This is a genomic window from Rhizobium sp. LARHSG275, from assembly GCF_052871115.1.
Window position 1 is genome coordinate 78808 of the sequence record NZ_JBIXJN010000006.1, and the last position, 21486, is coordinate 100293.

24 protein-coding genes are annotated in these 21486 nt (G+C 61.2%); 19 read left to right on the top strand and 5 right to left on the bottom strand.

Annotated features, from left to right (window positions below; translation table 11 throughout):
• Positions 1–9: 9 nt before the first annotated feature.
• The 6 genes from ACIPSK_RS09160 (at position 10) to ACIPSK_RS09185 (ending at position 2425) form a co-directional block, all read left to right on the top strand.
• The gene (locus ACIPSK_RS09160) at positions 10–207 is read left to right on the top strand and encodes a hypothetical protein (protein WP_162117464.1); all 198 of its coding nucleotides are present in this window, start codon (positions 10–12) and stop codon (positions 205–207) included.
• Between the two features lie 135 nt (positions 208–342).
• On the top strand, positions 343–519 hold the full coding sequence (locus ACIPSK_RS09165; RefSeq protein WP_017997704.1) for a hypothetical protein: 177 nt from the start codon (positions 343–345) through the stop codon (positions 517–519).
• A 10-nt stretch (positions 520–529) separates the two neighbouring features.
• Positions 530–682, top strand: coding sequence for a hypothetical protein (locus ACIPSK_RS09170; protein WP_222294015.1), 153 nt, complete (start codon positions 530–532; stop codon positions 680–682).
• Positions 683–752: 70 nt separating this feature from the next.
• Positions 753–1334: an RBBP9/YdeN family alpha/beta hydrolase gene (locus ACIPSK_RS09175; RefSeq protein WP_020486293.1), complete on the top strand. Its 582-nt coding sequence runs from the start codon at positions 753–755 to the stop codon at positions 1332–1334.
• A gap of 11 nt (positions 1335–1345) precedes the next feature.
• Positions 1346–1654, top strand: a complete 309-nt coding sequence (locus tag ACIPSK_RS09180) for a hypothetical protein (RefSeq protein ID WP_026154639.1) — start codon at positions 1346–1348, stop codon at positions 1652–1654.
• A gap of 3 nt (positions 1655–1657) precedes the next feature.
• Positions 1658–2425 carry a gamma-glutamylcyclotransferase gene (locus ACIPSK_RS09185; protein ID WP_162117465.1) on the top strand — a complete coding sequence of 256 codons (768 nt, stop codon included), beginning with the start codon at positions 1658–1660 and terminating at the stop codon, positions 2423–2425.
• Between the two features lie 36 nt (positions 2426–2461).
• On the opposite strand, the gene ACIPSK_RS09190 is transcribed toward ACIPSK_RS09185, so the two are convergent.
• From ACIPSK_RS09190 to tauA, 3 genes are read right to left on the bottom strand one after another with little or no spacing between them, the layout of a single operon-like run.
• Positions 2462–3316: an ABC transporter permease subunit gene (locus tag ACIPSK_RS09190; protein WP_162117466.1), complete on the bottom strand. Its 855-nt coding sequence runs from the start codon at positions 3314–3316 to the stop codon at positions 2462–2464.
• Positions 3313–4101 carry a taurine ABC transporter ATP-binding protein gene (locus ACIPSK_RS09195; protein WP_162117467.1) on the bottom strand — a complete coding sequence of 263 codons (789 nt, stop codon included), beginning with the start codon at positions 4099–4101 and terminating at the stop codon, positions 3313–3315. The genes ACIPSK_RS09190 and ACIPSK_RS09195 overlap by 4 nt, the downstream gene beginning before the upstream one ends.
• Before the next feature lie 56 nt (positions 4102–4157).
• Positions 4158–5171: a taurine ABC transporter substrate-binding protein gene (tauA, locus tag ACIPSK_RS09200; RefSeq protein WP_162117468.1), complete on the bottom strand. Its 1014-nt coding sequence runs from the start codon at positions 5169–5171 to the stop codon at positions 4158–4160.
• 217 nt (positions 5172–5388) lie between these two features.
• Between tauA and ACIPSK_RS09205 the strand changes: the two genes are divergently transcribed.
• The 13 genes from ACIPSK_RS09205 to ACIPSK_RS09265 all read left to right on the top strand — a co-directional run bounded on the left by ACIPSK_RS09205 (position 5389) and on the right by ACIPSK_RS09265 (position 18630).
• Positions 5389–6750, top strand: a complete 1362-nt coding sequence (locus ACIPSK_RS09205) for an FAD/NAD(P)-binding protein (RefSeq protein ID WP_446532915.1) — start codon at positions 5389–5391, stop codon at positions 6748–6750.
• A gap of 174 nt (positions 6751–6924) precedes the next feature.
• Positions 6925–7617, top strand: coding sequence for a GntR family transcriptional regulator (locus ACIPSK_RS09210; RefSeq protein ID WP_162117470.1), 693 nt, complete (start codon positions 6925–6927; stop codon positions 7615–7617).
• A 396-nt stretch (positions 7618–8013) separates the two neighbouring features.
• Positions 8014–8616, top strand: coding sequence for an amino acid synthesis family protein (locus ACIPSK_RS09215; RefSeq protein WP_003538313.1), 603 nt, complete (start codon positions 8014–8016; stop codon positions 8614–8616).
• Between the two features lie 15 nt (positions 8617–8631).
• Positions 8632–9477 carry an alpha/beta fold hydrolase gene (locus tag ACIPSK_RS09220; protein WP_162117471.1) on the top strand — a complete coding sequence of 282 codons (846 nt, stop codon included), beginning with the start codon at positions 8632–8634 and terminating at the stop codon, positions 9475–9477.
• Positions 9474–10409, top strand: coding sequence for a flavin reductase family protein (locus ACIPSK_RS09225; protein ID WP_162117472.1), 936 nt, complete (start codon positions 9474–9476; stop codon positions 10407–10409). Before ACIPSK_RS09220 ends, ACIPSK_RS09225 begins: the two co-directional genes overlap by 4 nt.
• Positions 10406–11446, top strand: a complete 1041-nt coding sequence (locus ACIPSK_RS09230) for an LLM class flavin-dependent oxidoreductase (protein ID WP_162117473.1) — start codon at positions 10406–10408, stop codon at positions 11444–11446. Before ACIPSK_RS09225 ends, ACIPSK_RS09230 begins: the two co-directional genes overlap by 4 nt.
• Before the next feature lie 4 nt (positions 11447–11450).
• A complete protein-coding gene (locus ACIPSK_RS09235) occupies positions 11451–12914 on the top strand; it encodes an aldehyde dehydrogenase (protein WP_162117474.1) in 1464 nt (487 codons plus the stop codon).
• A gap of 5 nt (positions 12915–12919) precedes the next feature.
• Positions 12920–13243, top strand: a complete 324-nt coding sequence (locus ACIPSK_RS09240; RefSeq protein ID WP_003538302.1) for an NIPSNAP family protein — start codon at positions 12920–12922, stop codon at positions 13241–13243.
• Between the two features lie 47 nt (positions 13244–13290).
• Positions 13291–14301 carry an ABC transporter substrate-binding protein gene (locus ACIPSK_RS09245; RefSeq protein ID WP_162117475.1) on the top strand — a complete coding sequence of 337 codons (1011 nt, stop codon included), beginning with the start codon at positions 13291–13293 and terminating at the stop codon, positions 14299–14301.
• Between the two features lie 113 nt (positions 14302–14414).
• A complete protein-coding gene (locus ACIPSK_RS09250) occupies positions 14415–15287 on the top strand; it encodes an ABC transporter permease (protein WP_162117476.1) in 873 nt (290 codons plus the stop codon).
• Position 15288: 1 nt separating this feature from the next.
• On the top strand, positions 15289–16089 hold the full coding sequence (locus tag ACIPSK_RS09255; protein ID WP_162117477.1) for an ABC transporter permease: 801 nt from the start codon (positions 15289–15291) through the stop codon (positions 16087–16089).
• On the top strand, positions 16086–17165 hold the full coding sequence (locus ACIPSK_RS09260) for an ABC transporter ATP-binding protein (RefSeq protein ID WP_162117478.1): 1080 nt from the start codon (positions 16086–16088) through the stop codon (positions 17163–17165). The genes ACIPSK_RS09255 and ACIPSK_RS09260 overlap by 4 nt, the downstream gene beginning before the upstream one ends.
• Positions 17166–17175: 10 nt before the next feature.
• The gene (locus ACIPSK_RS09265; RefSeq protein ID WP_162117479.1) at positions 17176–18630 is read left to right on the top strand and encodes an NAD-dependent succinate-semialdehyde dehydrogenase; all 1455 of its coding nucleotides are present in this window, start codon (positions 17176–17178) and stop codon (positions 18628–18630) included.
• A gap of 107 nt (positions 18631–18737) precedes the next feature.
• Here the strand turns inward: ACIPSK_RS09265 and ACIPSK_RS09270 are convergent, their stop codons facing one another.
• Together ACIPSK_RS09270 and ACIPSK_RS09275 are read right to left on the bottom strand one after the other, a co-directional pair.
• Complete coding sequence (locus ACIPSK_RS09270; RefSeq protein WP_162117480.1) at positions 18738–20267, bottom strand: FAD-dependent oxidoreductase; 1530 nt, start codon at positions 20265–20267, stop codon at positions 18738–18740.
• Positions 20264–21481, bottom strand: coding sequence for an NAD-dependent epimerase/dehydratase family protein (locus tag ACIPSK_RS09275; protein ID WP_162117481.1), 1218 nt, complete (start codon positions 21479–21481; stop codon positions 20264–20266). The genes ACIPSK_RS09270 and ACIPSK_RS09275 overlap by 4 nt, the downstream gene beginning before the upstream one ends.
• Positions 21482–21486 lie beyond the last annotated feature (5 nt).

Here is a 21486-nt window from a genome sequence, read left to right on the forward strand (position 1 = left end):
GTCGCCGCCATGGTTCGATCTCAGGAAGCAACGATCACCGATGCGGATAGGCCGGGGCCAAGCGAGCAATTGTGGAGCGTCTTCGAATTCGCCCGACGATATCGACTCGCCAAACGCGAGGAGAACCGCCTGCTGATGCTCTACGGACCAACTGCATCGCTCCATGTTCTTCTCGCCAATGCACGACGTCATTCGCTGATTTCGTAGAGCAATTCCAGCAAAAGTGCACAGCGGTTTTGCGTCCGGAATTGCATGAAAACAAACAGATAGAGCACTGCCGTGATTCGAAGAAAAACGGAAATGCTCTAGCCGAAGAATAACGGTTCCTGACAGGAGGTTCGCATGAAGCTTGATTTTCAGTTCTGGCTGAAGCTTTCGATCGGCCGGTTCCTCGGCCTGAAACCGCCCGCTGCACGGGAGCCGGTAAACGGATTGTTCGCGCGGGATGACGAGCGTGACCGGTCCGCGCGCGAATACGAACTTCATTATTGGGGCACCATGCCCGGCCTTTGGTATTGAGGAGGACGGCGTGATGGCGATTATTGTTGAGACCGACCTGCGTCGGGGCGGTGTGAGAAGAGCGGAAGGCAGCGTCATGTCGCATTTCAGGCATGCGGCCGGAATCTGCACGATCGTCAGTTCCTTTACATTCCTGTTCGCCCTGGTGATCGGGTGGATCTGATGGGTGATGTCCGATGTTTGTCCCGATCGGGAAAAAGACCGACGCGCAGCTTCAGAGAGGATGCCGTCAGATGATCGACGTACTTATTCTTCCCGGGCTTTTCGGCTCGGGAGAAGGGCATTGGCAACAGCACTGGCTGCAGGATCAGCCGGGCAGTCGTTGCGTCGCTCAAGACGATTGGGATCATCCGAACCTTGGCAACTGGCTGCTGCGATTGGAAGGTGCGCTTGAAGAGGCCGGCGAGGCCTATCTGGTTGCCCATAGTCTCGGATGCCTGCTTGCCGCCCGCTTGGCCGGGCGAAGTGCAGCGCGGCGCGTCAAAGGAGCGTTGCTCGTTGCTCCATGCGATCTGCCAGCCACGGAAAACCTGCATCCCGGGCATATCTCGTTTGGCGCCATGCCGACGGCGCCTTTGCCTTTTCCAACCATCGTCGTCGGCAGCATGAACGATGCCTACATGACGGTCGATCGGCTGACCCTGTTCGGTCGCCTCTGGAACGCCGAGACCAGGAATATCGGCCTTGCCGGGCACATCAATGTCGCCAGCGGCTTTGGCCGCTGGCGCAACGGCTACCGGATGCTCGACGCCTTGAAGACGCAAACGCGCGGTCGAAGGCATGTCATTTCCATGCCGCCGGCTTTTGCTATGTGAGTGGGATCGCAATGTCCGACATTGTCGCCGACCTGCTGCGCTTTAGCGAGGATCCGAAAGCCGATCCGAGGACCAGGCGTCGCCAAACCATGGAGCGGCTGGTGCAGACGCTGCTTGCCATGGCCGATGCCGAAATGGGATCGGAAGATCCGCAGCATCGCCATTCCATCATTCATTTGACGACGATCATCCGCGAGATGACGGGAAGGATCGCAGACGCCGATGATGCCACGTTTTCGGCAATCGTCAGGGAGGCCGCGATGCTGATACGCAGCCTGCAGCGGCGCCAGGCCGATGCGGCCAGATTTACGGTGCACTGACGCATGACGGATATCCGGGAGCATAGGCGGGTGACGGTCCGGGGAAGCAAACTTTTGATGACCGGATCAACAATGGCTCTGACGGACGAGCTCGTATCGCTGAGCCTTCGCCCCGCAATCGATATCGGCCCCGAGCCACACCGAAAACCGCTGACCGAAGCGGAGGTGGAGATGCTCGCCAACCGGCTTTTCCACGAGTCTACCGGCGCACCGCTTTGGATCTTCGCCTATGGATCATTGATATGGAAGCCGGACTTCGATGCCGTCGAATCGCAGCGTGGCGCAACACGAGGGTGGCATCGCTCCTTCTGCCTGCAGATGACCCGCTGGCGAGGAACGCGGGCCCAGCCGGGTCTGATGATGGCACTTGACCGCGGTGGACGTTGCAACGGCATCGTCTTCAGGCTTGCCGATGATGATCGCCTTGGCCAGATACGCCGGTTGATCCGCCGTGAAGTCGGCACGATCGAAGACGCAGCGACGGTTCGCTGGATCCCGGTCGCGACGGCGCATGGCCTGGTGCGCGCGCTGGTCTTTTGGGCTGGTCCGAAAGGCGAGCGTGTTTCCCGCAAATTGCCGCTGGAGACGGTGGCGCAGGTGCTCGCAAGAGCCTGCGGACACATGGGCTCCTGCGCCGAATATCTGTATCTGACGGTGAAACATCTGGAAGAACGTGGCATCCGGGACCGCAATTTATGGCGGCTTCAGAAGCTGGTCGCAGCCGAGCTCGTCGCCATACACGGGCTGAACGCGGCGGCAGGAAGCCACTGAGTATGGCTCCACTTGTCGCCCACCTTACTCATGTGGTCAGAGCTTGCCCTTCCAGGGCACGAGGAACGCCTCCAGAAAACGAATGGCGACCGAGAAGGTGAACGCGCAGATCGCGATGATGCCGATGCCGACGAAGACGACGTCGGTCGCCAGGAACTGTGAAGCCGACATGATCATGAAACCGATCCCGCGCGTGGACGCGATCAATTCAGCCGCAACCAGCGTGCCCCAGCCGACACCGAGCGCAATTCGAATGCCGGTGAGGATCTCGGGCAGGGCGGACGGCAGGACGATATCCAGGAAGAGCTGCAGCCGGCTCGCGCCAAGCGAACGCGCGGCATTGACGCGCTCGATCGGCAGCGAACGAACGCCGGCCTGGGCCGAGAGGCAGATCGGTGCGAACATCGCAAGCACCAGCAGCGTGATCTTCGACGTCTCGCCAATGCCGAGCCAGATGATCATCAGCGGCAGGTAGGAGAGCGGCGGCAGCGGCCAGTAAAACTCGATCGGCGCGTCGAGCACCCCTTTTGCCCAGCGGTTCAGGCCCATGAGCAATCCGAGCGGAATGCCGGCGGAAACCGCGATAAGGGCGGCGACGACGATGCGAAACAGGCTGGCAAAAACATGCTCGGACAGTGACGCTCCGGCGTAACCGTCGCGATAGATAGCGCCGATCTGTGTCAGCACCTCGTCTGGACGCGGCAGGAACAAGTGTGGGACGACACCGAGCGCCGATACCAGCCACCACAGCAGCAATATGGCCAGCGCTGTGGCAACGCTGATGGCCACCGTCGATTTCTCGCCGGCGCCGAAGCCCGCCATTTTCACCAGCTTGACCTGATGGTCCTCTCCACCAACCGCAATCGGCGGTGCCTGCACTATATCGCTCATGCGGCGCTCCTGAGGTCTTCGGTGCTGTGGAGAATGGCGCGGATCTCCTCGCGCAGTTCGGCAAATTGCGGCGACGCCTTGATCGATCGGGCGTCGCCGGTTTCGGCGAAGCGGCGAACGAAATCGAGATCGAAGCGTGCCACGACGCGCCCCGGTCGAGGTGACATGACCAGGACCTGCGTGCCCAGGAACAAGGCCTCTTCGATCGAATGCGTGATGAAGAAGATCTTCTTTGCCGTTTTATCCCAGATGGAAACCAGCAGTTCCTGCATCTGCTCGCGGGTCAGGCTGTCGAGTGCGCCGAATGGCTCGTCCATCAGCAGGATGTCGGGATTTGTTGCCAGAGCCCGTGCGATGCCGACACGCTGCCGCATGCCGCCTGACAGCTCGTAGGGAAAAGCGCCGGCGAATTCGTCGAGGCCGACGAGACGGAGCAGCTCCTGCGCGCGCGCTTGGCGCTCCTTGCGCTTGACCCCAGCGAATTTCAAACCGAGCGCGACATTGTCGACAACAGATTTCCAGGGTAGCAGCGAGTCCTTCTGAAAAACGACGCCACGGTCCGCGCCGGGTTGTTCGACCGCGCGGCCATCGAGCGTGATCCGGCCATCCGAAAGCGGAAGGAAGCCGGCAATCGCGTTGAGAAGGGTTGATTTGCCGCATCCCGACGCCCCGAGTGCGACAACGAAGCCCCGCTCGGGAATATCGAAGGAAACGCGATCGAGCGCGTGAACGGTCCGCCCGTCGCGGGCTGCGAAGAAAACGCTGGCGTGATCGACTTTAAGCATGGTGCTGCCCGCAAGTTTGACACCGGCGCGGCAAGCCGCGCCGGTGTCGGGGAGGATCAGTTGCTGACGCCGGTGAGGGCATCTGCGGTGACGAAGGCGCCGTAATTCGCCAGCACGTCGGAAACCTTGCCCTGTTCCTTCAGGAACGATGCCGTGTCCTTGAGGATCTTGCCGGCGCCCGCCTTTTCGCCGCCGCCGAGCCAGGCATCCGATGCCTGAACTTCAGGTGTCAGCAGCGTCAGGTTCTTCAGGGCCGAGGCCTGCTGGTCAGGTGTTCCGCCGAGAAGCTTGGCAAGCGACTTGGCGTTGTCGCTGTCGGGACCCCAGGCGGGTTTGTCCGATTCGAAGGAGGCGTAGTATTTGTTGATGACCGAGGCGAAACCCTTCAGAAAGTCCGGGTTGTCGGCGGCAAATGTCGAGGTCGCGACCCAGGCCGAAAATGTTGGCGCACCCTTGTCAGCCACCTCCTTGGAGGTGACGAGAACCTTTCCGTTCTTCTTCAGTTCGGTCAGCGCCGGATCCCAGACGAAGCCGCCATCGATGTCGCCGCGATTATAGCTCGCAACGATCTCGGGCTGAGGGATTGCGAAGACCTGAACGTCCTTTTCGGTCAGGCCCAGCGATTTGATCAGCGCCAGCAGTTGATAGTGGTCCGTGGACACCGGCGCAGCAGCAAGCTTCTTGCCCTTCAGATCATTCAGGTTTTCGATACCGGAACCGTTGCGGACGACGAGAGCCTCGTCGATGCCTGAGATGGAGGCGAGGTAAAAGGCCTTGACCTCGAGCCCGCGTGACACAGCAGCCGCAAACGGGCTGGAGCCGACATAGCCGACCTGGACGTCGCCGGATGCAATGGCGGCAAAGATTTCGGCACCCGAATTGAACCTGCGGAAGTCGATCTCATATCCCGTCTCCTTGGCGAATTCGCCATTGGCGATCGCCACGGAAGAGGGCAAGGCGTCGGTTTGATAGGCGACGACGACCTTCTTGTCCGCCGCTTCGGCAGTGACCGCCGTTGCAACGGTGCCGACGCCGACGGCGATCGCGGCAACCAAATTCCTGAAATTCATCTTGAGCCCCTTTGTTCAGGGCCGCGTGGCCCTTGATCTCACCCTCAAAAGCCTAATGGTTGGGGAGGGGCTAGCGGGAGAAATAACAAACTATATTTATAGACTATAGAGATAATTGTTTTCGTGATTCTGCCGCTCGTGCGATCCGCAAGGACCGCGAGCGATACGGAGCTTGAATGACGGAAATGCCTCGATGGCGTTCTGAGCTTCAGGGAGAATGCATTTGACATATGATGTTATCGTGGTCGGATCCGGTTTTTCGGCGATAGCGGTTGCCTGCAATCTCATCGAGCAGCTTCCCGCCTCGGCGACGGTCGCCATCGTCGGCGACGATCCCGGCTTCGGCCGCGGGACGGCGTACCGGACGGAGCTCTATCTCCATCGCCTCAATGTTCCCGCCGGCCGCATGAGCCTCTTGCCGCATCAACCCGATGACTTTGTCGACTGGCTGAAAAGCCATGGACGCCGGCTGCAGGCCGGCGATTTCGCCTCGCGCAGCGATTACGGTCTTTATGTCCGCGATACGCTTGCGCGGCTGCTTCGAAAACGGGACGGCCGTTGCCGGGTCGATTTCATCAAGGCCAAGGCGGCGGGATGCGTGGAACGTTACAGCAGCACGCTGGCCTTCCACCTCGGCAACGGCGACGAGATTGCCGGCAAGAACGTGGTGCTCTGCCTCGGCGTCGGGAACGCGACTCTTCCAGTCGCTCCGGACGAGGTCCCTCCATTGCTGCGATCGCGGATCATCGAGAACCCGTGGCGGCTTTCGTGGCTGAGGCGTGTCGCGCCGTCCGATGCGGTGTGTATCCTCGGATCCGGCCTGACAATGATCGATCAGGTCCTCGCGCTTCGCGCCCATGGCCACAGCGGCAAGATCGACGTGCTTTCGAGGCGCGGGCTTGCACCGCTCGGACACGCGCGGAAGCCGCCGGCGCCTCTGCCGATCGACGTTCAGGCACTTCCGGAGACGATCAGCGGCATATTGAAGACCCTGCGGGGAAAGAGCAGGACGGTTGCCGACTGGCGAGCCGTGATGGACGGTCTGAGGCCTGCAACGCAGGCTCTCTGGCAACGGCTTTCGAGCAGGGAGCGGGCACGCTTCCTCAGGCATGCGCTTCCCTGGTGGAACATCCATCGTCACCGGGTCGCGCCGGACGTATACGACAGGTTTGAGAAGCTGGTCTTGGACGGAACCGTTCGTTTTCACGCGGGCTTCCTGAAATCGCTCGGGGCCGAGGAGGGCCGGCTCGTTGCCAGCTACAGGGTCAGATCAACGCGCGAGATCGCCGAGATCAGGGCGGACTGGCTCGTCAACTGCACGGGAATGGAGCGGGCCGGGATCAGTCATTCACCGCTTTTGAAGGAAATGAGCCGCTTCGAGTTGATCGTCCCCGATCCTCTTGGTCTTGGGATCCAGGTGGATGCCGCGTCCGAGGTGATAGCCCCGTCCCGGATCTCGCCGGCCCGACTGTTTGCGGTCGGCGCCCTGACGGCGGGGCAATTCTGGGAGATCACCGCCGTTCCGGATATCCGGGTGCAGGCCAAGGCCGTAGTCGATGAGATCGTTTCAAGAGGCTAGCTCCTGACGTGCATGCAGCAGAGCGTCCTTTGCGTGCCTGTACGGCAGGTGGCACGGCGCTTGTTGAATTGCCGGCCGCCGACAGCTACAGTATCTGGTACGCCATAATACGATTCTTGCATTCGGCCGCGGCGGCGGAAGTTGAGCGTGCAAAGTCCAACACTGAGGTAGACAATGAGCGGTGCTCTGAAGGACGCAATTCGAGTCGAGCGCCCTGCAAAGACCTTGCGGGAATTGGCACTCGACAAGGTGCGCGAAGCCATCGTCAACGGATATTTCCGTCCCGGAGATCGCCTTGTCGAGCGTGACCTCTGCGCCCAACTCGGCGTCAGCCGAACGGTCGTGCGCGAGGTTCTGAGGCATTTGGAATCGGAAGGGCTTGTCGCCAATCTGCCGAACAAGGGGCCGATCGTCGCGCAGCTCGATATCGACGAAGCCAAACAGATCTATGAGATCCGTGGCGCGCTGGAAGGCATGGCGGCGCGGCTGTGCGCGGAGCGCCGCAGCCCGGAGATCGTCGCCGCGCTGGAGGAATCGCTGGCCGGGATCCGCAAGAGTTATCGCGACAACGACATGGCGGCTGTGCTGACGAACACCTCTTCCTTCTATCAGACGCTGTTCACCATGGTTGACAGGAACGTTGCCTGGGGTGTCGTCAATCTCCTCACCGTGCGCATAAACCACCTGCGTTCGATGACGATCAAGACGGAGAGGCGCGGCATCGAAGGCCCGCTGCAGATGTCGAAGATCGTCGACGCCATCCGCCGCGGCGACGGCGAGGGCGCTTACCAGGCCGCGATGGATCACGTCGCCGCCGCAAGCGCGATCGCAGAAGCGGTGCTCTCCGCCAAGAAGCCTGCAGAATAAGCACGAGCGAGCCCTGCGGCTTCCCCGCAGGCCCCGGCAATGCACTCACCTCGGCTGTCGATATCACTCCATTCGCGATGATGTTCCGCGCTATTCAGATACTCCGCGCTTGACACCCCACTTTCTCCAATGTGATGGTATGCCATATTAAATAATATGTAAGGCGGCACCATGAACTGGGATGACCGTGACGTCTGGACTCGGCCTGCCTCCGCGGGGCGCCTCGTCGTTTGTCAGCTGACAACGCGTTGATAGGAAGAAAGCGTCGGCTGAGAGGCGAGAGCGCACAGCCAAACCAAATCTCCGCCTTGGCCTGAGCTGAGTTCTCGCAGCAACCAACTTGACACTCATATATTATGGTATACCATAATATGAGACTGAGAAATGAGGTGCTCGATGGCCATTCAAATTCGCAAGACGGGACTGCAGATCGAAACGACGCTGATCGAAGGCGGCAAGGCCGCGGCGGTGCCGCTGAAGCTGTTTACCGCCTTCGCGGTCGTGAAGAATCCCTGGGCCGGTCGCGGCTTCGTCGACGACCTCAAGCCCGAAATTCACGCAGGCGCTCCGGTGCTCGGCGAGTTGCTGACCAAGATGATCATCGATGCGGTCGGGTCCGGCGAGGCTGTCGAGGGCTATGGAAAGTCCGCAGTCGTCGGCCTGGACGGCGAGATCGAACACGGGTCCGCGCTTATCCACACGCTGCGCTTCGGCAATTTTTATCGCCAGGCCGTCGGCGCCAAATCCTATCTCGCCTTCTGCAACACACGCGGTCCGGCCAATGCGCCGATCATGATCCCGCTGATGGACAAGAACGATGAAGGCCGCCGTTCGCATTACCTGACCATCCAGACGTCGATCCCCGACGCGCCTGCTGCCGACGAGATCGTCGTGGCTCTCGGTGCTTCGATAGGCGGGCGCCCGCATCATCGCATCGGCGACCGCTACCAGGATCTGAAAGACCTGGGGCAGGACGTTGCCAATCCTGCGGGCGTTTAAGGGAGCGGCTCTGAGATGCTGACAGCCGGATCGACCACACGCACCGCTGCAGCAACAAATGCCGCCGGTGCCTTGCCCCGAAAGACGACGGCAAGCGGAACGGCCTATCACGAGGCCGGCAGCGGCGAGCCGCTGGTTCTCATTCATGGCGTCGGCATGCGGCTCGAGGCCTGGGCGCCGCAGATCGCATTCCTGTCTGCAGGCCATCGCGTCATCGCTGTCGATATGCCCGGACATGGGGAGAGTGCAAAGCTCCCAACGGGCAGTCGGCTCGAGGAGTTCGTTGCCTGGTTCGGACGCTTTCTCGACGAGATGGCAATCGACACGGCAAATCTTGCCGGGCACTCGATGGGCGCACTGGTTTCAGGAGGGGCAGCCGCGACCTTTGGCGACCGTATCGGCCGCGTCGCTTACCTCAACGGCGTCTACAGGCGTGACCCCGAAGCAAAGGCCGCCGTGCTTTCGCGCGCCGCGGCCATTCCGGTATCCGGCGTCGACAAGGAAGGCCCTCTGGCCCGCTGGTTCGGCGAAGATGCGGACAGCGTCACTGCGCGTGAATTGACGCGAGAATGGCTGAACCACGTTGATCCCCAGGGATATGCCGTCGCTTACGCCGCCTTTGCGGGAGGAGACGCGACCTATGCTGACGGCTGGAAAGACGTGGCTGGTCCGGCGCTGTTTCTGACGGGGTCCGATGATCCGAACTCGACGCCCTTGATGGCAACGCAAATGGCAGAGCTTGCGCCGCGGGGCTACGCTCGCATCGTCGAAGGCCATCGTCATATGGTAAACCTGACCGCGCCTGATATCGTCAATTCGCTGCTCGCTGAGTGGCTGTCGTTCGGGGAGGATGAACGATGACAATCCAGACCGTCGACCCAAGAGCACTGCGAGATGCATTCGGGGCCTTTCCGACCGGGGTGACTGTCGTCACCGCCTGCGACGGGGAGGGACATCCGATCGGCTTCACAGCGAACTCCTTCACCTCGGTCTCGCTCAATCCACCGCTTCTCCTCGTCTGTCTCGCCAAGACGTCGCGCAATTTCGCCACCATGACCGGCGCACAGCATTTTGCGATCAACGTGCTTTCGGAAACGCAGAAAGACGTGTCGAACACCTTTGCACGCCCGGTCGAGGACAGGTTTGCGGCGGTCGAATGGGCGAAGGGATCGGCAGGCTGCCCGATATTCTCGAACGTTGCGGCTTGGTTTGAATGCGCCATGGAAGAGGTTATCGAGGCTGGCGACCACGTCATCTTGATGGGCCGCATCGAAGCTTTCGACAATAGCGGCCGCAACGGTCTCGGCTATGCGCGTGGCGGTTATTTCACGCCGACGCTCGCAAGCAAGGCGGTGTCGGCGGCAAGCGAAGGCAATATGGAACTTGCAGCCGTTGTCGAACGCCGCGGGGAAGTTCTGCTGCTCGGCGAGGATGTGCTCTCCCTGCCGAGCGTCGACGCCCATGACGGCAGCCCGACCGAGGCACTGCAAAAATACCTGGAAACGCTCACCGGCTTGAAAGTCAGCATCGGTTTTCTCTATTCGGTTTATGAGGGCAAGAGCGACGGCAAGCAGCACATCGTCTATCACGCCGTTGCCGGAGAGGGCGAGCCTGCCGGCGGCAGGTTCCTGAAGCCTGACGCATTGGTTGCGGCAAAGTTCAAGACCAGCTCGACTGCCGATATCGTCAACCGTTTTGCGATGGAAAGCTCGATCGGCAATTTCGGCGTCTATTTCGGCGACGAGACCGGCGGCACCGTTCACCCAATTCCAGCCAAGGACGCAAAAGCATGAAGTTCTCCCTCTTCGTCCATATGGAACGGCTCGACGCCAGCCAAAGCCATAAGAGCCTCTACGAGGAATTCGTCGCGCTCTGCGAGATCGCCGACAAGGGCGGCATGCACGCGATCTGGACGGGCGAGCACCATGGCATGGATTTCACCATTGCGCCCAATCCGTTCGTGACCATTGCTGATCTCGCGCGCCGCACATCGCGGGTGCGGCTCGGAACGGGGACGGTGATTGCCCCCTTCTGGCATCCGATCAAGCTTGCCGGCGAGGCGGCCATGGCCGACATCATCTGCGATGGAAGGCTCGATATCGGTATCGCACGGGGGGCCTATTCCTTCGAATATGAGCGCCTGCTGCCCGGGCTCGATGCCTGGGGTGCCGGCCAGCGCATGCGCGAGCTCATCCCGGCCGTCAAGGGCGTATGGGCCGGCGACTACGCGCATGATGGGGAATTCTTCAAGTTTCCGTCGACCACCTCGGCGCCGAAGCCGCTGCAGCAGCCGAACCCGCCCATATGGGTGGCGGCGCGCGATCCGAACTCGCACGAATTTGCCGTCGCCAACGGCTGCAACGTTCAGGTCACGCCACTCTGGCAGGGCGACGACGAGGTTCGATCGTTGATGGAGCGCTTCAACGACGCCTGCGCGAAGAATTCCGAGATCGAGCGGCCCAAGATCATGTTGCTGCGCCATACCTATGTCGGCTCGTCAGAGGACGATGTCGCCCAGGCCGCCCATGAGCTCAGCGTCTACTACAATTACTTCTTCGCCTGGTTCAAGAATGAGAAGCCGATTGCCCAGGGTCTGATCGAGCGCATTCCGGACGAGCAGATCAGAGCAAACGCCATGCTGTCGGACCAGGTCATGCGCACCAACAATGTCGTTGGCGACGCTGAGACTGTCATCACCCGGCTCAAGGCGTATGAAGCACTCGGCTATGACGAATATTCCTTCTGGATCGACACCGGCATGAGCTTCGAGCGCAAGAAGGCGTCGCTCGAGCGCTTCATCACCGAGGTCATGCCGGCATTTCAGGAGTAAGACCATGCGGCGCTTCCAGCACTATATCGACGGCGAATTCTCAGATGGCGAGGCTAGCTATCCGAGCATCGATCCCGCCTCCGGCACGGCCTGGGCTGAGATGCCCGAAGCGCGCGAGGGGGATGTCGATCGGGCTGTCAACGCGGCCGACAAGGCACTTTACGACGGCGCCTGGCCGAAAATGACGGCCACCCAACGCGGCAAGCTGCTCTACAAGCTGGCCGACCTGGTTGCTGCCAACGCGCAGGTGCTGGCTGAACTGGAGACGCGCGACACCGGCAAGATCATCCGCGAGACATCTGCGCAGATCGCTTATGTCGCCGAATACTATCGCTACTATGCCGGCATATCAGACAAGATCGAAGGCGCCTACCTGCCGATCGACAAGCCTGACATGGATGTCTGGCTTCGCCGTGAGCCGATCGGCGTCGTAGCGATGGTCGTGCCGTGGAACAGCCAGCTCTTCCTGTCCGCGGTGAAGATCGGCCCGGCGCTGGTGGCCGGCTGCACGATGGTGGTCAAGGCTTCGGAAGACGGGCCGGCGCCGCTTCTCGAATTTGCACGGCTCGTGCACGAGGCAGGCTTTCCTGCCGGCGTCGTCAACATCATCACCGGTTTCGGCGCCTCCTGCGGCGCCGCCCTCGGCCGGCACCCGAAGGTCGCGCATGTGGCCTTCACCGGCGGCCCTGAAACCGCCCGGCACGTCGTTCGCAACTCGGCCGAAAACCTCGCCTCCACCTCGCTTGAACTTGGCGGCAAGTCGCCATTCATCGTCTTTGCCGATGCAGACCTCGAGAGCGCGGCTAACGCCCAGGTCGCGGGCATCTTCGCCGCGACAGGGCAGAGCTGCGTTGCCGGGTCACGGCTGATCGTCGAACGCAGCATCAAGGACAAATTCGTCGCCCTGCTGCGGGATAAGGCGGAAGCGATCCGGATCGGTGCTCCGCTCGATATGGCGACCGAAGTCGGCCCGCTTGCCACCAAGCGCCAGCAGGACAGTATCGGTGCCCTCGTCGCCAAGTCGATTGAAAGCGGCGCCCGCCTCGTCACGGGAGGACGCAAGATCGACGGCGAAGGCTATTATTTCCCGCCGACGATTCTCGACTGCGACGATGTCGCCTCGCCCTCGCTGATCGAGGAGTTCTTCGGGCCGGTCCTGTCCGTCGTGTCGTTCGAGACGGAGGCCGAGGCGCTGCGGCTTGCCAACGATACCCGTTATGGCCTGGCTTCCGGCGTCTTCACCCAGAACCTGACCCGGGCGCACCGGCTGATGAAGGGGCTCCGTGCCGGGATCGTCTGGGTCAACACCTACCGCGTGGTATCACCGATCGCGCCGTTCGGCGGTTTCGGCCTGTCGGGCCATGGCAGGGAAGGCGGCATGGCCGCGGCTCTCGACTATACCCGCACCAAGACGATCTGGCTCAGGACATCGGACGATCCGATCCCCGATCCCTTCGTAATGAGGTAGCGCCGATGTTTTACGAAATCCGCACCTATCGGCTGAAGAACGGCACCATCCCGCAATATCTCAAGGTCGTCGAGGAAGAGGGGATCGAGATCCAGAAGAGCCATCTCGGCACGCTCGTCGGGTACTTCTTTTCGGAGATCGGGACGATCAACGAGATCGTTCACATCTGGGCCTTTGCGAGCCTGGACGACCGGGAGGCGAGGCGCCAGAGGCTTCTGGCCGATCCCCGGTGGCAGGCCTTCCTGCCCAAGATCCGCGATCTGATCGAGGTGGCGGAAAACAAGATTATGAAGCCAGCCAACTTTTCTCCCAGGAGCGAGGCGCACTGACGGCATAAGGCATACCCGTAGGACAAACCAGAACAAGGATAGGGAACATGAAAACAACATTTGCTTTGGCGGCGGTTGCCGCATTCGTGGCTGTGTCCGCACCGGCGCACGCCGACAACATGGTCTTCTCGAGCTGGGGAGGAACGACCCAGGACGCGCAGAAGGCCGCATGGGCCAGCCCGTTCACGGAGAAGACCGGTATCACCGTCGTACAGGACGGGCCGACGGATTACGGCAAGCTCAAGGCGATGGTCGAGGCTGGCCAGGTTACCTGGGACGTTGTCGACGTCGAAGGCGACTATGCCGCTCAGGCCGGCAAGAATGGCCAGCTGGAAAAACTCGATTTCTCGGTCATCGACAAAACCAAGCTCGATCCGCGCTTCGTGACCGACTATTCGGTCGGCAGTTTCTATTATTCCTTCGTAATCGGCTGCAATGCCGATGCCGTCAGCGCTTGCCCGAAGACCTGGGCGGATCTGTTCGACACGGCGAAGTTTCCTGGAAAGCGCACATTCTACAAGTGGTCGGCTCCTGGCGTGATCGAAGCGGCGCTGCTTGCCGACGGCGTGGCTGCCGACAAGCTCTATCCGCTTGATCTCGACCGCGCCTTCAAGAAGCTCGATACGATCAAATCGGATATCGTCTGGTGGTCGGGCGGCGCACAGTCGCAGCAGCTTCTGGCCTCTGCCGAGGCTCCCTTCGGCAGTGTCTGGAATGGTCGCATGACCGCGCTTGCGGCGAGCGGTATCAAGACCGAGACCTCATGGGAACAGAACATCACCGCTGCGGATTCGCTCGTCGTGCCGAAGGGTTCGCCGAACGCGGAAGCGGCGATGAAGTTCATTGCAATGGCGACCGCGGCCGAACCGCAGGCCGCCCTTGCAAAAGCCACCGGATATGCACCAATCAATGTTGACTCGGCCAAGCTGATGGATCCGGAGACGGCTAAGACCCTGCCGGATCGGCAGACGGCCAGCCAGGTGAATGCCGACATGAACTACTGGGCTGATAATCGCGATGCCATCGGCGAGAAGTGGTACGCCTGGCAGGCGAAATAGCCTGAAACTTGAGACGGATGGGCACGGCGAATGTTCGCCGTGCCTCCCGCAGCGTAGGTGCCCATTTGTTGGACCTCGGCGCCTGCGGAAATTGACGGGTGGGAAGGACTGTCATGGCGACATATAGCGATGCCTCCGGCGCAATTGCGCCCCTGCCAAAGGTGCGCAGGGCAACAGGTTTTGGCGGGGTCCTTCCGGCTCTCGCCTTCGTGACGATCTTTTTCATCGCGCCGGTGGCGGTGCTCTTGTTGCGAAGCGTTCTGGAACCCGTGCCGGGCTTTGGAAATTATGCGCAGCTGATCGGGTCCGCGACCTATCTCAAGATCTTCGCCAATACCTTCATCGTCTCCGGTCTCGTCACGGTGATTTCGCTGCTGATCGGATTTCCCGTTGCCTGGGCGCTGGCAATCATGCCCGGGCGCCTGACCTCGGTGATCTTTGCCATCCTGCTCCTGTCGATGTGGACCAACCTGCTTGCCCGCACCTATGCCTGGATGGTGCTGCTGCAGCGGACGGGGCTGATCAACAAGATGCTGATCGGAATGGGGCTGATCGACAAGCCCTTAGCACTCGTCAACAATCTGACCGGGGTCACGATCGGCATGACCTATATCATGCTGCCCTTCATCATCCTGCCGCTCTACGGCGTGATCAGGAAGATCGACCCGTCGACCCTGCAGGCGGCAGCCCTTTGCGGTGCCAACCGGTGGCAGTGCCTGACCCGTGTCCTGCTGCCCTTGGCCATGCCGGGCATGGCGGCTGGTGCCCTCATGGTCTTCGTCATGTCCCTTGGTTATTTCGTCACGCCGTCGCTTCTCGGCGGCACTGCGAACATGATGCTCGCAGAGCTGATTGCGCAATTCGTGCAGTCGCTGGTCAACTGGGGCATGGGTGGTGCTGCGGCGCTGGTTCTCCTCGTGGTGACCCTGCTGCTTTATGCCGTGCAGCTGCGCTTCGTCGGCAACCAGAACCCGGGAGGGCGTTGATATGTTGCTCAATTTCGACCGCCTCGGCTGGTGGAAATATATCCTGCTGGCGATCACGCTTCTGACCGCCGCCTTTCTGCTGCTGCCGATCGTCTTTATCGCGGCGCTCTCCTTCGGCTCCTCGCAGTGGCTGATCTTTCCGCCGCCCGGCTGGACGCTTCAGTGGTACAGCGAGCTTTTTGCCGATCCGCGCTGGCTGGAATCGGCCTGGACGAGCTTCAAGATCGCGGTCATCGTGACTATCCTGTCGGTGCTGCTCGGGCTCGTGACCTCCTTCGGGCTGGTGCGCGGTTCGTTCCTGTTCCGCGATGCGCTGAAAGCGCTGTTCCTGACGCCGATGATCCTTCCCGTCGTGGTTCTTGCGGTCGCCCTTTATGCCTTTTTCCTAAGAATCGGTCTTGGCGGCACGCTGGCGGGCTTCGTCATTTCGCACCTCGTTCTGGCGCTGCCCTTCTCGATCCTCTCCATCTCAAGTGCGCTGGAGGGCTTCGACAAATCGATCGAGGACGCGGCGGTTTTGTGCGGGGCCTCGCCTCTCGAAGCAAAAATCAGGGTCACCCTGCCGGCGATCAGCCACGGGCTGTTTTCGGCGGCCGTCTTTTCGTTCCTGACATCCTGGGACGAGGTGGTGGTGGCGATCTTCATGTCCAGCCCGACCCTGCAGACGCTGCCCGTCAAGGTATGGGCAACGCTGCGGCAGGACCTGACGCCCGTTGTCGCTGCGGCATCGACCCTTCTCATCCTTTTGACGATCCTCTTGATGGCGCTTGTTGCCGTCGTGCGTAAGGTACTGAAACAATGAAAGAACCATTCCTTCAGATCCGCGGAATACGCAAGGAATACGGCCCTGTCGTCGCCGTCCACGACGTCAATCTCGACGTTCGGCGCGGCGAGTTCCTGACCTTTCTCGGACCGTCCGGATCCGGCAAGAGCACGACGCTCTACATCCTGGCCGGTTTTGAAACGCCAACGAAAGGCGACATCACGCTGGAGGGCAAGACCCTGCTCGCCACGCCGTCGCACAAGCGCAACATCGGCATGGTGTTCCAGCGCTACACCCTGTTTCCGCATTTGACGGTGGGTGAGAATATCGCATTTCCGCTGAAGGTCAGGCGCAAGTCCAAGGCCGAGGTCGACAGCAAGGTGAAGGAGATGCTGCGCCTCGTCAGGCTCGAAGGCTTCGAGGATCGCAAGCCCGCACAAATGTCCGGCGGCCAGCAGCAGCGCGTCGCCCTTGCCAGGGCTCTTGCCTATGATCCGCCGGTGCTTCTGATGGACGAGCCTCTGTCGGCGCTCGACAAGAAGCTGCGCGAGGAAATCCAGCATGAGATACGCCGGATCCATCAGCAGACCGAAGTGACGATCCTCTATGTCACGCATGACCAGGAGGAGGCGTTGCGGCTCTCCGACCGCATCGCCGTCTTTTCCAAGGGTGTCATCGACCAGATCGGCACGGGGCCGGAACTCTACGCCAATCCGCGGACCCGCTTCGTTGCCGAATTCATCGGCGACAGCGATTTCATTTCATGCGACCTGCTGTCATCCTCCGATGGGAAGGCCAGCATTTCGCTTGGCGGCGGCAGCGTCTTCAATCATATTCCGGTGCATGGAAAAGGAACCTCCGGGACGAGGGCAGCCCTGATGCTGAGGCCTGAGCGCATTCGATTGTCGCGCGCCCAGGCGGTGGGAGCCGGTCTTGCCGCAACGGTCAGCGACATTACCTTCCTCGGCAACAATATTCACGTCTCGACCGAGACGGCGACAGGCGAGGCACTGGCGGTTCGCCTGCCGTTCGGTCACGAGGCTATCTCGGGGCTCAGTCGTGGCGATATAGTCCATCTGAATTTCGATCCCGGTGCTGCTCACGTATTCTGTTGAAAGTTGTCATATGAAGCTCAATGATCCCTCGCTGTTCCGTCAGGCATGCCCCATCGCCGATCGCTGGATCGAAGCGGAAGGCCGCAAGGCGGCGACGGTCCGCAATCCGGCGACAGGCGAGCCGCTGGGGGTCGTCCCCGACCTCGGTGCGGCGGAAACGGAGGACGCCATCCGCGCCGCCGTGATTTCCCAGAAGCTTTGGGCGAAGAAGACCGCCGGCGAGCGCGCCGCCGTCCTCAAGACATGGCACCGCCTGATGATCGAAAACCGCGACGATCTGGCGATGATCCTGACGCTGGAGCAGGGAAAGCCGCTGGCCGAGGCCAAGGGGGAGATCACCTATGGGGCGAGCTTCATCGAATGGTTCGCCGAAGAGGCGAGACGCATCAACGGCGAGACCATCCCGGGGCATCAGGCCGACAAGCGGATCCTCGTCTTGCGCCAACCGGCAGGCGTGGTGGCGGCGATCACGCCCTGGAACTTTCCGAACGCGATGATCACCCGCAAGATTGGCCCTGCGCTGGCCGCCGGCTGTGCCGTCGTTCTCAAGCCGGCGCTGCAGACGCCATTCTCTGCCATCGCCATCGCCATTCTCGCTGAGCGCGCCGGCCTGCCGCCGGGGCTTCTCAACATCGTCACGGGCGATGCAGCGGCAATTGGCGGGGCGCTGACGGCAAGCCGTGACGTTCGGGTTCTGACATTCACGGGCTCCACCCGGACGGGCGAGCTGCTTTACCGGCAATGCGCGCCGACGATCAAAAAGCTCGGCCTTGAACTTGGCGGCAATGCACCCTTCATCGTGTTCGACGACGCCGACCTCGACGCTGCCGTCGAAGGCGCGCTCATCGCCAAGTTCCGCAACAACGGCCAGACCTGCGTCTGCGCCAATCGGCTTTATGTCCAGGACGGCGTCTATGAGGCATTTGCCGCCAAGCTCGCCGCGGCGGTTTCGGGCTTGAAGGTCGGCAACGGTCTCGACCGCGACGTCGTGCTTGGCCCGCTGATCGACGACAATGCCGTCGCCAAGGTCGAAAGCCATATCCGCGATGCCGTTTCAAAGGGCGCCGGGATCGTTTCAGGGGGCAAGCGCCACGCGCTCGGCGGTCATTTCTTCGAGCCGACGATCCTGCGGGATGTCGCTGCCGGCATGCAGGTCGCCCGCGAGGAAACCTTCGGGCCGCTTGCACCACTTTTTCGCTTCCGCGACGAAGAGGACGTCATCGAACAGGCAAACGACACCGAGTTCGGGCTTGCTTCTTATTTTTACGCTCGCGATCTGTCGCGGGTATTTCGCGTCGCCGAAGCGCTCGAATATGGGATGGTCGGCGTCAATACCGGTCTCGTCTCGACGGCTGAGGCTCCGTTCGGCGGCGTGAAGATGTCGGGTCTCGGCCGCGAAGGGTCAAGGCACGGATTGGATGAATACACCGAACTCAAATATGTATGCCTGGGCGGCATTGCCTGAACTGGTCGATGTTTGCAGTTTGCCGTAAAGAAAGACGAGAACGCATCGGCAAACGGTTTTCCGATGCGTTCCGTTAATCCTCAAAGCTCGGGGGTGAAATTCACACCCTAAAGTGCGGAATTTGCTTCCGTTTCGGCGAGGCGATGGGCGATGCGGTCGGCATTGGCCATGATCGTCATCGTGACGTATTTCGAAGACAAATCCGGAAGGATCGAACCGTCGACGATGTGGAGACCGGAATGGAGATTCAATTCGCCGTCCGAAGAGGTGCCGAACGGACCGGACGCGCCCATAGGCAAGGTGCCGGCGAAATGGGCGTCGATGCCGGGCTCCGCCAGCGACGCGCCTGGGAGCTGAATGAGACCCAGCCGTCTCCATTCCCGGCGGAGCACTTTTTTCAAAGTCTCGGCACGAAGGCCAAAACCGTCTGTAAAGCCGCCGCGGACGGTCAGACCCTTTCCTGCCGTTTCGTCCCGGCGGATGTAGCTGTGGCTTTGATCGCCGGGATAATAGATCGTCGCGACGAGGAGACTGCTCCCGATAAGCTCGAACGCCGCGCGCCCGGCTTTTCGACCGAGCGGCATCCTGTTGATGAAGCTCTGCGCCGGCAGAGTACCAACCTCATAGATCGCTCCCGTCACGTAATCGGATGCGCCGCTGCCATAGCGCAGAGATAATCCGAGCTGCGCAAGGCTGTGGGTCGCCGTCGGCGAACGCAACATTCTTGCGGGAGAGAGCAGGGGAATGGCCAGCGTGGGACTGTTCAGAAGACGCAGTCCCTGCTCGTCAATCGGCAGGAGGTCCGACAGCAGGGCGGCCGTTCCAAGGACTCCCGCGGCCAGAATTATCCTCGGTGCGGAAAATGACGATCCGTCTGCCGTTCTGACCGTCCAGCCCGAGCTGCGTGTCAACGAGACGGCCGGCATGTTGTCGAGCAAACGAAAATGTGGAGACTTTCGCAACAGAAGCAGATCCTGCCTGCTGTTATAGATCGCGCCAGTCGAGCAGCCATAGAGACAGTCGCCGCGCAGATCGCATGCTGCGCGCCCGGACCTCGCGTCCGAAAGTATGGCATTGACGGCGGGAAAAAGCCGGAACGATCCATCAGCCGGCTTTGCGGCCTGATGCCGATGGAGGACATGGGCCGCTGTCGCTCCAAGCGGCAGGACGGGCTCACTGTCAGCGTCTGTCGTAGAATCCGCATTCGTGCTGATGCCGATGCGCTTGGCTATATGCTCGTAGGATCTCTGCAAGGAGGCGATGTCTATCGGCCAAGCCGCGATGTCCTCGGCATCGAGATAGCTGATTTGCGCTCCCCAGATGTTGGAGAGACCGCCGCGGGCAAGGCTGCCGATTGGGATGAAACCGTTGCCGGTTATGCCGGATTGGTGTCGAAAAGGTTCGAGCATTCCTCGTGCAACAGGGGTCTGTAATTTCGGCGAACTTCCGTCGTCCGTTCGCAGCGATTCCAGATTGCTTCCGAGGACGCGGACGCTGCGGCTTTCTTCCTGCGATCCGGCATCATCCCCGCCATCCAGCATCAGAACGCGGCGTCCGGCCGCTATCAGGGGAAATGCCGCGGAGACGCCGGCAGGTCCACTTCCGATGATGATGAAGTCGGCGTCCGGCCCATTCATCGATATCTCCCCGCTAAAAGCGCGCGGAGCGGAAAGAGCAAGACATCGCTGGAAATCGCCAGTGTCGCGCTGAAAAATCCGGCCTTTTGGCCCGGGTGCCTTTCCGGTTCGCTCGCGAGGTCGGCCAAATAAAGGGCCTGCGCGAGGCGATGCCGTGTTCGATTGGCCGGCGGTTCAAAGAGGGCCAGCAAACCAGGATGCCTGATCATTGCCGGGGAGAGGCCGAGCGGCGACAATCCCTCACGCCGCAGCCCTTCGCAGAGTCGCTGCAGCTGTATTTCGGTGGGCACGATGCCCAGATATCGCAGCAGGGCCTCTGCCTCACGTCGCGATTGCTCCTCGCTTGACTGGTCGAATTCCCCGGCAAGCCTAGTCGCCGGGTCGGACAGGTCCAACTTCAGGAGCCTGAGGCTCTCGCTGCTCTCCATCGGTGCGGCGCCTGCAAGCCCGAGGACGCGTTCCGGATCGACCGTGGGAATCAAGGGGAGAATCTTCGTCATGCGGCAGGCGAGGAGTGCGGCGGTCAGGGGAACCGGTATGAAATGAAGCTTGCCCTTACCCTGGGTACGGCGGAGAATTCTGAGCCAGGCGGCAAAGCTTATTGGGTTTTCTTGCGCAAGTACAAATGTCTGCAGCGGCAGGTTCTCTCCGATCGCCAGCGCCAAAAGGCCTGCGGCGACTTCGTCGAGATGAATGGGCTGAACTTTTCGGCTGAGCCCTATCATCGGCAGGATTGGACTGAGCGCCGCCAATTTCGCCATCAGGCCGTACATCGCTGTGCGCGGGCCGCCATAAACGAGCCCTATTCGCGCAATTCTGACGATCGGCGCTGCCTTGCTGGCAGCCAAATGCTCTTCGATCCTGAACTTGGTCCGGCCGTAGACATTGAGCGCTTCTCTTCTGGACGAGGTGGACGAGGCAAAAATGAAGCGCGGCACTCCGGCTGCCTTTGCCGCTTCCACCAGCTTCAAGGTACCGGATATGTTGACGTTTTCTTCTTCGGCCGCCTCCGGCGAAGTAGCCCAGGAATGCGCGAGATGGACGAGCCCAACCGCTCCCTCCAGATCGGATGCTGCAGGTTCATCGCCAATGCGCCACGCCGCGCCGGGTGGTCGGCCCAGTTCAACCACGTCGAAGCCGCGCTCACGCGCCATCGCGACAAGTCTTGCACCGATATAGCCGGTCGATCCGGTGATGATGAGATGTGGTGCCATTCACA